We start from the raw sequence: 11,865 nt of genomic DNA, 5'->3' as shown, positions 1-11,865 counted from the left end.
ATCACCGCCGATCTGCCTCCGCACGGGCCACAATGGGCGTTTTCGGACTCAATCTTCTGACGCCGTGGCTACTGTCCCCATTCTTGAACCGGGCCGCACCGGGCTGGCCCCCACCTTCGAACAACCGCTGCACATGCTGCAGGCCTGCCACGAGCGCGTGTTGCGCATGTGCACGCTGCTGGAGCGCCTGCAGGAACATGCTGCCACCAAGGGGGCCGACGATCAGGCACGCCAGGCGGCACGCGACATCCTGCGCTACTTCGACCTGGCCGGCCCGCACCACCACGAGGACGAGGAGCGCCACCTGTTTCCCCGGATGCTGGCCAGTGGCGACGAGCGCCAGGTGCAACTTGCCGAAAAGCTCCATCAGCAGCATCTGGACATGGCCGCGCTATGGCAGGCGTTGCGCAAGGAACTGGAGCAGATGGAGAGCGGCAACGCGGAGCCGCTGCTGAAGAGCGCAGTCACCGCCCCCTTCCTGAGCGCCTACCGCGAACACATCGACTGCGAGGAAGAGCAGGCGTATCCGCTGGCGTTCCAGGATGCCTCGGAAGAGCAGCAACGGGCCTGGGGCGAGGAGATGGCACAACGGCGCATCAGCCAGCCGAAGCTGGGGTGATGTACCCTATCGCTGTTTCATCCAGAAAGGTCCGCCATGTCCCTGCCCAGCCAGACGCCCGTCTCTCCTGAAACACCCACGCTGCCACGCCGCCTGCTGTTGCGCATGGCTGCGGCTGCCGGCAGCGTCACTGCAGCGGTTCTTGCAGGCTGCGGCTTCTCCGGCCGCCCCGCCGCACGCAGCGAAGCCGACATGGCATTCCGCCGCGTGGCGGCACGCCACCTCTACAACCGCTACAACAACCGCATCTACCGCGGCATGCTGCCGCCCATGCTGTACGCAGTCGGCACGCTGGAAGTGAATCTTGCCGCCAATGGTCAGGTGCGGTCCGTGCGCTGGATGCGCGGCCCGACGCACGTACCGGAAGTGATGCGCGAAATCGAGACCATGGTGCGCAGCGCAGCGCCCTTCCCCTCTCCGGGTGGGCGCGGTGGCCGCTACGTCGACACCTGGCTGTGGGACCGCAGCGGCCGCTTCCAGCTGGATTCGCTGACCGAGGGACAGCTGCGCGCCTGAGGTATAGGAGGCCTGCCCTTGCGGCAGCGGGCGCTGCTTTGATGGGCACGCCTGCCGTCCCTGCAAGGCAGTGCCCAGACGCTGTCGCGCTGCATTCCCGCAGTACAATGTTCAGTTCGGAAGCGTGGGAGAGTGGTTTAATCCAGCGGTCTTGAAAACCGCCGATCAGCAATGGTCCGTGAGTTCGAATCTCACCGCTTCCGCCAGTCGCGGCCGCCTGTCTGCCTGCCGTGCACTTCAGGAAACAGCCTCATGAAAACCTGCGTGGTCCTGACCGGAGCCGGCATCAGCGCCGACAGCGGTCTGAAAACCTTCCGCGACGCGGGCGGCCTGTGGGAAGGCCACCGCGTGGAAGATGTGGCTACGCCCGAAGGCTTTCACGCCAATCCCCGCCTCGTCCTCGATTTCTACAACGCCCGTCGTCGCCAGTTGCAGCAGGTACAACCCAATGCCGCGCATTTCGCGCTGGCAGAGTTGGAGCGGCGCTATCGCGTACACATCATCACCCAGAACGTCGACAACCTGCACGAGCGCGCCGGCAGCAGCCAGGTCCTGCATCTGCATGGCGAACTGACCAAGCTGCGCAGCACACGCGATGCCGGCTACATCATCGACTGGCACCACGACCAGTTGCCTGAGCATGTCGATCCGCTGGGCGCGCCGCTGCGACCGCACATCGTCTGGTTCGGCGAGGAAGTGCCGGCGCTGGAACAGGCGCTGGAACAGGTGGCAGAAGCCGACGTGGTGCTGGTGGTGGGCACCTCGCTCAAGGTGTATCCGGCAGCCGGCCTGATTGCCTATGCACCGCCGCACGCAGACGGGTATCTGATCGACCCCAATCCCTCATTGCAGGCTGCCGCCGCCTGGGACCTGACCGTGATCCCCGAGCGTGCCGTACTGGGCGTGCCCAAGGTCGTGGAATACCTGCTCAAAACCGACTGACCTGCCTGTTACGGCGGAGCGCCCGCGCGTCCTGTTGACCGTCAGCTGACCAGGTTCTTGCCATCCCGTGTCAATTGCCAACCGGCACCATACAGCGGGTGGTAGACATATTCGACCAGACCCCAGCGCATCAAGGACTTCATCCCGGGATCGCTTTTCCCCGCAGCGAATACCTGACCGGTGCGGGTCATCCGCAGGATTTTCTTCAATTTGTCCCGCTGAAGCGGAGTCAGGGAACTCGCATCCGGCGCAGGAGCCATGAGCGTCGCAGCAGCCTCAGGACTTGCCTGGTTGGCGGGCATGCTTTTCCATGCGCGTTTGCGCGCTGCCGCAGCCTCCCGCGCAGCAGCACGTTCCTCGGAAATAACCCGCGTCGCTTTCGGTTTCAGATTCGAATCGTCGGCCATGGCCCAAGGGTATCACCTTCCGGAAATCAGTGCTTTTCACCGTTCCGGTGCTTGCGCAGCGTCCACACCCAGATGCCGGCCAGCAGGACCGCCGCCACCCCCAGCTGCACCGCCCCGGCCCAAGGCACATCCTGCGCCACGCCGCTGCCGACGATGACCGCCACCACGCCCTGCGGCAGGAAGCCGATGATGGAGCCGAAGACGAAGGCACGGTTGCGCACCTTGCTCAGCGCCAGGCCCAGGTTGATGATGCCGTTGCTCACCGGCAGCATGCGGATCAGCACCACCGAGGCAATCGTGGGCTTGGCATGCACGATGCGTCCGAAGAAGCGGTTCTTGCCGAAGCGTTCGGTGAGCCACTCGCGCCCGCCCCAGCGTGCTGCACGGAAAGCCACGAAGGAGCCCAGCAGGCTGCCCAGCGTGGACCACAGCAGCCCCTGCCAGAAGCCGAAGGCAAATCCGGCCAGCGCACAGAACAGCAGGCGCGGCACCCCCACCATGATCAGAAAACCGCTGAGCAGCACAAAATAGAGCTCGGCGCGCAGGCCGCCACCCTTGAACATGCCGGCCAGGGTGTTCCAGTCGCGCAGCTGCTGGCCGAGTGGCGTGAACTGGATCAGCCCGAACAGCACCACGCCAATGCCCACCAGCGTGAGCAGCTTGCGCGAGGTGTTGTGCGCGACCTGTTCCAGCTCTTCTGCCGGAACGTCTTCCAGCGCTTCCTCGAGCGCGGATTCGTGTTCGTTGCGCATGGGCGCCGCAGCTTACAGGCGGTTGGAGCGCACGGCGCGCGCCAGATACCAGCGCACGCCGAAGCAGTCGCGGATGCCACGCCACAGGCGGTTGTGCACGCCGTACTTGGAGACGCCGCGCATGCGTTCGCGGTGGTTGACGGGCGTTTCGATAACGGTGAAGCCCTGTCCACGCAGCAGCGTCGGCAGGAAGCGGTGCAGGCCGTTGAACACCGGCACCTCACGCAGTGCGCTGCGCCTGGCCACGCGCACGCCGCAGCCGCTGTCGCTGACCTTGTCGCCGGTGATCCAGTTGCGGTAGCCGTTGGCCACGCGCGAGGAGAACTTGCGCAGCCAGGTGTCCTGGCGCTTGGCGCGCACGCCGGTCACGCAATCCACGCCCTGCTTCTCCGCCAGTGCCAGCATGCCGGGCAGATCGGCGGGGTCATTCTGACCATCGCCGTCCAGCGTACCGACCCACTCGCCGCGCGCCGCCTGGAAGCCGCTGGCCACCGCCGCGCTCTGGCCGGCGTTGACGCGGTGAAACACACCGCGCACCGTGGGGTATTGCGCTTCGAGCTGGCGGATGACGCTGGCCGTTTTGTCGGTGCTGGCGTCGTCCACCAGAATCAGTTCGTAGCCGCCGGGCAGATCGCGCAGGGTGGCAATGACTTCTTCAGCCAGCGGAATGACGTTTTCCTCTTCGTTGTACGAAGGAATCACGACGGAAAAACGCACACCGTCGACAGGCGCCAGGCTGGCAGTGGATTGAGACATTCTGTGAGGATGGCACGCGAGGTGCCGTTTCTGGAGACAAGATTAGAATTTTATGCCAGCGCCCGCATTTCGGCAGGATACCGCGCAGTTTCAACATGCTACGGCGGTGGCTGCTGGTATATTGCGCATCACCCATGCTGCAATGCAGCAACAGCGCGCCCGCTCGCCGGGCCGCGTCTTCTGGAGAATCTTGCATGTCCGACCCTGCGCGCACTCTGGCTCCCTCCCGGAAAAGCCTGCTGTGGCTGTCCCTGGCCCTGCTGGCCGTGCTGACGCTTGTCGCCATCATCAGCCGCCCTCTCACCCCGCTGGACGAAACCCGCTACGTCGGCGTGGCCTGGGAAATGTGGCTGCGCGGCGACTTTCTGGTGCCCTACAAGAATGGCGCGCCCTACGACCACAAGCCGCCGTTGATGATGTGGCTGTTCCAGCTGGGCTGGGCGCTGACGGGCGGCGTGAACGAATGGTGGCCGCGACTGGTTTCGCCGCTGGCCTCTGCCGTGAGCCTGTTCCTTACCTGGGGTCTGGCACGTCGCCTGTGGCCGGAGCGCCCCGGCATGGCCGGCCCGGCCGTGCTGATGCTGCTGGGTGGCATGCTGTGGATGATTTTTTCCACCATGGCCATGTTCGACATCCTGATGGCGCTGTGCACCCTGATCGGCCTGCACGGCATTGTGATCGCAGCCGATGGCCAGGCACGACGCGGCTTTGCCGTGCTGGGTCTGGCGATCGGCCTGGGCGTGCTGGCCAAGGGGCCGGTGATCCTGCTGCAGGTGCTGCCGGCGGCCCTGCTGGCACCCTGGTGGAGCCGCGGCCTGCGCTGGGGACGCTGGCTGGGCGGCATCGTGCTGGCCATTCTGCTCGGCGCTGCCATTGCCCTGGCCTGGGCGATTCCGGCCGGCTATGCAGGTGGCGAAGAGTACCGCAATGCCATCTTCTGGGGACAGACGGCCAACCGCATGGTCGAGTCGTTCGCACACCGCCGTCCGATCTGGTGGTATCTGCCGTTGTTGCCGCTGATGCTGTTCCCCTGGTTTCTGTGGACCGGGCTGTGGCGCGCGCTCGTGCCGTATCTGCGCCAGCGCCTGGACCGTGGCGGCCGCCTGTGCCTGGCCTGGAGCCTGCCGGTGCTGCTGGCGTTTTCCTTCATCAGCGGCAAGCAGCCGCACTACCTGCTGCCCATCTTCCCGGCCTTTGCCCTGCTGACGGCGCGCGCACTGGATGACGTGGAACAGGCACGCGGCCTGTGGCTGCCTGCCTTGCTGGTGTTCGTGCTGGGCGGCGTGATGATCGCGCCGGACAAGCTGGGCATCCACCTGGATGAAGCCACCGTGCTGGCATGGCCCGGGGTGGCCCTGATGGTGGCGGCGGTGGCGATCTACGTTACCGGTCGCCGCAGCGCCAAGCCGCTGGTGCCGCTCGCCCTGCTGGGCGTGGCGCTGGCCAGTGCCATCCAGCTCTCCGTGCTGCGTCCGCAGTATGACTCCTACGACATGCATCCGGTTGCCCTGGCCGTGAAGCAGGTGCAGGATGGCGGCAACAAGGTCGGGCACATGGGCTTCTATCACAACCAGTACCAGTTTGCCGGCCGGCTGGAGCAGCCGCTGGTGCAACTGGAAGGGCTGGAGGCCGTCCGCAGCTGGGTAGCCGCCAACCCGCACGACTACGTCGTGCTCTACACGCGCGACATGCACCATCTGGATGGCGTCCCCGCCGTGAAGGCGCAGCGCTACCGCGGCGGCAGCGCAACGCTGATGACCACGGCTGCAGCCCAGGCGTTCCTGGCACGCCCGCAGGTTGTCGACGAACTGAAATGGTAAGGATTTATGATGGTTCGCGGCGCCTGCGGGCGCTGCTGCCCCTCTTTCCCTGCAAACTCACGCGTCCCTTCCATGAAAATCGCAATCGCCGGCACCGGCTACGTCGGCCTGTCCAATGCCGTGCTGCTGGCGCAGCACAATGAAGTCGTCGCCCTGGATATCGTTCCTGCCAAGGTCGATCTGATCAACGCGCACCAGTCCCCCATTGCCGATGCGGAGATCGAAGAATATCTGGCGCACAAGCGGCTCAACCTGCGCGCCACACTGGACCAGCGCGAAGCCTACGCAGGCGCCGATTACGTCATCATCGCCACCCCCACCGATTACGACCCGGACACCAGCTATTTCGATACGCGCTCGGTCGAGGCCGTGATCCGCGATGTGCTGGCCATCAACCCGCAGGCGGTGATGGTGATCAAGTCCACCGTGCCGGTGGGCTACACCGAACGCATGCGCGCCGAGATGCAGTGCGACAACCTCATCTTCTCGCCCGAGTTCCTGCGCGAAGGCAAGGCGCTGCATGACAACCTCTATCCCTCGCGCATCATCGTGGGCGAAGAGTCGGAACGGGCCCGGGTGTTTGCCGCGCTGCTGCAGCAAGGCGCCCTGAAAGAGGACATACCGGTGCTGTTCACCGGCTCCACCGAGGCCGAGGCCGTCAAGCTGTTCTCCAACACCTATCTCGCCATGCGCGTGGCCTACTTCAACGAGCTGGACAGCTACGCGGCCATCCACGGCCTGGACACGCGCCAGATCATCGAAGGCGTGGGGCTGGATCCGCGCATCGGCACGCACTACAACAACCCGTCCTTCGGCTATGGCGGCTACTGCCTGCCCAAGGACACCAAGCAGCTGCTGGCCAACTACCGCGAAGTGCCGCAGAACCTGATCCGCGCCATCGTCGATTCCAACACCACGCGCAAGGACTTCATCGCCGACGAGATCATCGCCAGACGTCCGCGCGTGGTGGGCGTGTTCCGGCTGATCATGAAGGCGGGTTCGGACAATTTCCGCTCGTCGAGCATCCAGGGCATCATGAAGCGTATCAAGGCCAAGGGCATCGAGGTGATCGTGTACGAGCCGGCGCTGACGGAAGAGCATTTCTTCCATTCGCGCATCGTGAATGACCTGGAGGCGTTCAAGCGCGAAGCCGACGTGATCATCGCCAACCGGCGCAGCCCGCAACTGGCCGATGTCGACCACAAGGTCTACACCCGCGACCTGTTCGGCAACGACTGATGCGGCCATGGAGTGTTAAGCGTTCCATCAGCAGCCGCTAAGGCGGCCCTAAGGCTGCAATCCGATGATGAAGCCATCGACAGCAATCGTGCTGCGATACACCCACAACGAGGAGCATCATCATGAAACGCAACACTTCCATCGCCACCCTGATCGCCGCCGCCAGCATCGCCACTGCCGGCAGCCTCGCCTTTGCCGGCCAGGACGGCAACCGCGACAAGGACCGCTACTCCGAACTGTTCAACTCGAAGATCACGCTGCAGCACGCCATTGCCTCAGCCCAGCTGGCACATCCCGATGGCCGCGTCATCAAGGCGGAACTGGAACAGGACAAGGACACCCTGTACTACGAAGTGGACGTGGTGAAGGCCAACAAGCGCGTGTTCGAGGTGCATGTGGATGCTGCCGATGGCAAGGTCATCTCCAACGACATGCAGGGCAGCACCGCCAGACAGGACCGTACCGGCACGAAAGGCCAGTCTTGAACGGCGCTGGCCGCTTCCGGAAATATTTCCGGGGCGGCCATGCCCCCGACCGGCAAATGGATTCCCGACCCCCTAAGATAACGCCATGAAGATTCTCGTGACCGGCTCGGCCGGATTCATTGGTGCTGCGCTCACGCAGCGCCTGCTGGCACGTGGCGACAGCGTGGTCGGCATCGACAACCACAATGACTACTACGACCCGCGTCTGAAGGAAGCCCGCCTCGCGCAGTTCGCCGACCATCCGGGCTATACGCATTACCGCATCGACCTGGCGGACCGCGCCGCCGTCGAGCAGGTGTTTGCCACGCACAAGCCACAGCGCGTGGCCAACCTGGGCGCCCAGGCCGGTGTGCGCTACTCCATCGACAACCCGCTCGCCTATATCGACAGCAATGTGCTGGGCTTTGCACACATTCTGGAGGGCTGCCGCAACCACGGCTGCGAACATCTGGTGTATGCCAGCAGTTCCAGCGTGTATGGCGCCAACACCGACATGCCGTATTCGGTGCACCAGAGCGTGAACCACCCGCTCAGCCTGTACGCCGCCAGCAAGAAGTCGAACGAACTGATGGCCCATGTGTACAGCAACCTGTTCCAGACTCCGACCACCGGGTTGCGCTTCTTCACCGTGTATGGCCCCTGGGGCCGGCCCGACATGGCGCTGTTCAAGTTCACGCGCGCCATCCTGCAGGGCGAACCGATCAAGGTGTTCGGCTACGGCCAGCACAAGCGCGATTTCACCTACATCGATGACATCGTCGAAGGCGTGATCCGCGTGCTGGACCGCCCTGCTCCGCCTGATCCGGCCTGGGACAGCAAGCATCCCGACCCTGCCAGCAGCAGTGCGCCCTGGCGTGTGTACAACATCGGCAACAACCAGCCGGTGGTGCTGCTGGACTACATTGCCGCGCTCGAGCAGGCGATCGGCAAGAAGGCAGACATGGAACTGCTGCCCCCGCAACCGGGCGACCTGCATGACACCTTCGCCGATGTGAGCGAATTGACGCAGGAGTTTGATTACAAGCCTGCGACACCGGTAGCCGAAGGCGTCAAACGCTTTGTGGAATGGTATCGGGGTTTCTACGGCACATAATGGGGCGATCAGACCCATATTGCATTCAATGCACATGACAAATGTGTGATTAATCACACATTCAATATTTCGAATATTTGCACATCCGTATTAATGGCTTTCATACGCCATTCATGGCATGTAATCATGCTTGTTCAGCCTGCCTTATGACAAGCTGACTTGCTACCCAAATCCGTCAGGAATGTACGGTTTTTCCTTGATGCGAAGCTTGTCAAAAATCATCTATCCATTTGATTTTCAACAGGATTCATGATATTCACACTGAAAGCTACGTGTCAGGGTAATCCTTGATCCGACCGTTCGGTTTTTGCCCGTAGACTGCATCACTCCTACGCAAGCGATGCAGCCATGAGCGATATTATTCTTGAAGCCAAAAACCTGACCAAGGAATTCAAGGGATTCGTTGCCGTCAACAACGTCAATCTCAAGGTCAAGCGCGGCAATATCCATGTGCTTATCGGCCCCAATGGCGCCGGCAAGACCACCTGTTTCAACCTGCTCACCAAGTTTCTCAAGCCCACCTCGGGCCAGATCCTCTTCAACGGGCAGGACATCACCCACGACGAGCCCGCCTACATCGCGCGCAAGGGCATCGTGCGCTCCTTCCAGATCTCCGCCGTCTTCCCCCACATGACCGTGCTGCAGAACGTGCGCCTGGGCATGCAGCGCAAGCTCGGCAATTCCTTTCACTTCTGGCGCAACGAGAAGAGCCTCGACCAGCTCGACGAGCGCTGCATGCAGCTGCTCTCCGAGGTCAAGCTCGAACAGTTCGCCAAGGAGTATGCCGTCAACCTCCCCTACGGCCGCAAGCGCGCTCTCGAGATCGCCGCCACCCTGGCCATGGAGCCCGAGCTGATGCTGCTCGACGAGCCCACCCAGGGCATGGGCCATGAGGATGTGGGCCACGTCACCGACCTGATCAAGCAGGTCTCGGCCGGGCGCACCATCATGATGGTCGAGCACAACATGAAGGTCGTCTCCACCATCGCCGACACCATCACCGTGCTCTCCCACGGCGAAGTGCTCGCCGAGGGCAACTACGCCCAAGTGTCCCAGAACCCGCAGGTGATGGAGGCCTACATGGGCACCAATGCCACCGAACTGCAAGGAGCCCACTGATGAACGCCGTCGTCGAACCGCGCACGAGCGCGCAGGCCAGCTCCACCACCCCGGTGCTCGAGATAAGCGACCTGCATACCTGGTATGGCGAGTCGCACATCCTGCATGGCGTGAACCTCACCGTGAACAAGGGCGAGGTGGTCAGTCTGCTCGGCCGCAACGGGGCCGGACGCACCACCACGCTGCGCGCCATCATGGGCATGGCCGGCAAGCGCCGTGGATCGATCAAAATCAATGGGGTGGAAACCATCCGCATGCCCACCTACCGCATCGCCCACATGGGCGTGGGCTACTGCCCCGAGGAGCGGGGCATCTTCTCCAGCCTGAGCTGCGAGGAGAACCTGTATCTGCCGCCGCGTGTGCGCAGCAAGCAGCCGCAGCCGCCCATGCACACCAGGGAAATCTACGAGATGTTCCCCAACCTGGAGCGTCGCAAGAACAGCCCGGGCACCAAGCTCTCGGGGGGCGAGCAGCAGATGCTGGCCGTGGCGCGCATCCTGCACACCGGTGCCAACCTGCTGCTGCTCGACGAGATCTCCGAAGGTCTGGCCCCGGTGATCGTGCAGGCGCTCGCGCGCATGATCACCATGCTCAAGGCCAAGGGCTACACGGTGGTGATGGTGGAGCAGAACTTCCACTTTGCCGCGCCGCTGGCCGACCGGCTGTACGTGATGGAGCACGGCGAGATTGTCGAGCAGTTCTCGGCCGACCAGTTGCAGGAGAAGATGCCGGTGCTCAACGAGCTGCTGGGCGTCTGATTCCCCTCTTTCCTTTCCTTTTACCCACACCCTTCCTCTAGAAGAAACCAGGAGACAAACCATGAAACTGAACAAAGCAGCAAGCCTGACCGCGATTGCGGCTTCCGTGCTGATGCTGGTGGCCTGCGGCAAGCAGGGCAGCAGCTCGGCGCCTGCAGCCGCTTCGGGCGCCAGCGGCGCAACCGCTGCCGCTCCTGCCGCGGGCGGTGGTGGCGATGTGATCCGCATCGGCTTCACCACCGACATGTCTGGTGTGTACTCCGACGTGGACGGCAAGGCTGGTGCCGAGGCGATTCAGATGGCGATCGACGACTTCGGCGGCTCGGTGCTGGGCAAGAAGGTCGAGCTGGTCAGCGCTGACCACCAGAACAAGGCCGACATCGCTGCCTCCAAGGCACGCGAATGACTGGACCAGCAGAACGTGCAGATGATGGTGGGTGGCACCAACTCCGCCACCGCCCTGGCCACGGCCACGGCCAAGATCATGGCCGAGAAGAAGAAGCCCTACTTCATCATCGGTGCCGGCTCTGCCCGCCTGACGAACGAAGACTGCACTCCCTATAACGTGCACTACGCCTATGACACCGTGGCTCTGGCCCGCGTGGCCGGCAAGGCACTGATCGAGCGCGGCGACAAGAACTGGTACTTCCTGACTGCCGACTACGCCTTCGGCCACTCGCTGGAGAAGGACACCACGACCATCGTCGAGGCTGGCGGCGGCAAGGTGCTGGGCTCCGTCAAGGTACCGCTGGGCAACTCCGACTTCTCCTCCTTCCTGCTGCAGGCCAAGCAGTCCAAGGCCCAGGTGCTGGGTCTGGCCAACGCGGGCGGCGACTTCATCAACAGCGTGAAGGCTGCCAACGAATTCGGTCTGTCCAAGGACATGAAGCTGGCCGGCCTGCTGGTGTTCATCAACGACGTGCACGCACTGGGCCTGAAGGACGCACAGGGCCTGCTGGCAACCACCAGCTGGTACTGGAACCAGGATGACGACTCCCGCAAGTTCGCCAAGCGCTTCTTCGAGAAGTTCAACCGCATGCCCAGCATGCTGCAGGCAGCCGACTACTCCGCCACCACCACCTGGCTGAACGCCGTGAAGGCCGCCGGCACGACCGATGGCGATGCCGTGATGAAGGTCATCAAGGAGACGCCCATCAACGACATGTTCGTGAAGGATGGCAAGGTGCGTGAGGACGGCCGTCTGGCCCAGACCATGTACCTGATGCAAGTGAAGAAGCCCGACGAGTCCAAGGAACCCTGGGACTACTACCAGCAGGTGAAGTCCGTTCCTGGCGACCAGGCCTACACCCCGCTGTCCGAGTCCAAGTGCAGCTTCGTCAAGAAGTCCTGATGTAACCC

The 11,865-nt window shown here is 63.3% G+C and carries 12 protein-coding genes, 1 tRNA gene and 1 pseudogene; 11 read left to right on the top strand and 3 right to left on the bottom strand.

The window, feature by feature from the left end:
- Positions 1 to 64: 64 nt before the first annotated feature.
- The 4 genes from BMW28_RS04150 to BMW28_RS04135 all read left to right on the top strand — a co-directional run bounded on the left by BMW28_RS04150 (position 65) and on the right by BMW28_RS04135 (position 2,077).
- Positions 65 to 619 carry a hemerythrin domain-containing protein gene (locus BMW28_RS04150; RefSeq protein WP_159430710.1) on the top strand — a complete coding sequence of 185 codons (555 nt, stop codon included), beginning with the start codon at positions 65 to 67 and terminating at the stop codon, positions 617 to 619.
- 36 nt (positions 620 to 655) lie between these two features.
- Positions 656 to 1,135 carry a hypothetical protein gene (locus tag BMW28_RS04145; RefSeq protein WP_234969965.1) on the top strand — a complete coding sequence of 160 codons (480 nt, stop codon included), beginning with the start codon at positions 656 to 658 and terminating at the stop codon, positions 1,133 to 1,135.
- Positions 1,136 to 1,253: 118 nt separating this feature from the next.
- A tRNA-Ser gene (locus BMW28_RS04140) sits at positions 1,254 to 1,341 on the top strand.
- 46 nt (positions 1,342 to 1,387) lie between these two features.
- Positions 1,388 to 2,077, top strand: a complete 690-nt coding sequence (locus tag BMW28_RS04135) for an SIR2 family NAD-dependent protein deacylase (protein WP_091814183.1) — start codon at positions 1,388 to 1,390, stop codon at positions 2,075 to 2,077.
- Between the two features lie 41 nt (positions 2,078 to 2,118).
- Here BMW28_RS04135 and BMW28_RS04130 read toward each other — a convergent pair whose 3' ends face one another.
- The 3 genes from BMW28_RS04130 to BMW28_RS04120 are packed head-to-tail and all read right to left on the bottom strand — an operon-like array spanning position 2,119 to position 3,992.
- Positions 2,119 to 2,484 carry a hypothetical protein gene (locus tag BMW28_RS04130; protein ID WP_091814180.1) on the bottom strand — a complete coding sequence of 122 codons (366 nt, stop codon included), beginning with the start codon at positions 2,482 to 2,484 and terminating at the stop codon, positions 2,119 to 2,121.
- 26 nt (positions 2,485 to 2,510) lie between these two features.
- Positions 2,511 to 3,236 carry a TVP38/TMEM64 family protein gene (locus BMW28_RS04125; RefSeq protein WP_091814176.1) on the bottom strand — a complete coding sequence of 242 codons (726 nt, stop codon included), beginning with the start codon at positions 3,234 to 3,236 and terminating at the stop codon, positions 2,511 to 2,513.
- A 12-nt stretch (positions 3,237 to 3,248) separates the two neighbouring features.
- Positions 3,249 to 3,992, bottom strand: coding sequence for a glycosyltransferase family 2 protein (locus BMW28_RS04120; protein ID WP_200785715.1), 744 nt, complete (start codon positions 3,990 to 3,992; stop codon positions 3,249 to 3,251).
- A gap of 194 nt (positions 3,993 to 4,186) precedes the next feature.
- Between BMW28_RS04120 and BMW28_RS04115 the strand changes: the two genes are divergently transcribed.
- The 7 genes and pseudogenes from BMW28_RS04115 to BMW28_RS04085 all read left to right on the top strand — a co-directional run bounded on the left by BMW28_RS04115 (position 4,187) and on the right by BMW28_RS04085 (position 11,857).
- Positions 4,187 to 5,812, top strand: a complete 1,626-nt coding sequence (locus BMW28_RS04115) for an ArnT family glycosyltransferase (protein ID WP_091814173.1) — start codon at positions 4,187 to 4,189, stop codon at positions 5,810 to 5,812.
- 72 nt (positions 5,813 to 5,884) lie between these two features.
- The gene (locus BMW28_RS04110; RefSeq protein ID WP_091814170.1) at positions 5,885 to 7,051 is read left to right on the top strand and encodes a nucleotide sugar dehydrogenase; all 1,167 of its coding nucleotides are present in this window, start codon (positions 5,885 to 5,887) and stop codon (positions 7,049 to 7,051) included.
- 122 nt (positions 7,052 to 7,173) lie between these two features.
- Positions 7,174 to 7,536, top strand: coding sequence for a PepSY domain-containing protein (locus tag BMW28_RS04105; protein WP_091814167.1), 363 nt, complete (start codon positions 7,174 to 7,176; stop codon positions 7,534 to 7,536).
- 85 nt (positions 7,537 to 7,621) lie between these two features.
- Positions 7,622 to 8,629: an NAD-dependent epimerase gene (locus tag BMW28_RS04100; RefSeq protein ID WP_091814164.1), complete on the top strand. Its 1,008-nt coding sequence runs from the start codon at positions 7,622 to 7,624 to the stop codon at positions 8,627 to 8,629.
- A gap of 348 nt (positions 8,630 to 8,977) precedes the next feature.
- Entirely contained in the window at positions 8,978 to 9,748 is a 771-nt protein-coding gene (locus tag BMW28_RS04095) for an ABC transporter ATP-binding protein (RefSeq protein WP_091814161.1), read from the top strand.
- Positions 9,748 to 10,506 carry an ABC transporter ATP-binding protein gene (locus BMW28_RS04090; protein ID WP_091814158.1) on the top strand — a complete coding sequence of 253 codons (759 nt, stop codon included), beginning with the start codon at positions 9,748 to 9,750 and terminating at the stop codon, positions 10,504 to 10,506. The genes BMW28_RS04095 and BMW28_RS04090 overlap by 1 nt, the downstream gene beginning before the upstream one ends.
- Before the next feature lie 112 nt (positions 10,507 to 10,618).
- A pseudogene (locus BMW28_RS04085) lies at positions 10,619 to 11,857 on the top strand (ABC transporter substrate-binding protein).
- Positions 11,858 to 11,865: the final 8 nt, after the last annotated feature.

Origin of the sequence: Allobrachymonas denitrificans DSM 15123, from assembly GCF_900110225.1 — a bacterium.
GTDB classification, from domain to species: Bacteria; Pseudomonadota; Gammaproteobacteria; order Burkholderiales; family Burkholderiaceae_C; genus Brachymonas; species Brachymonas denitrificans.
The sequence above is the reverse complement of the archived record's forward strand: the minus strand, read 5'-3'. Positions and strand labels throughout refer to the sequence as shown.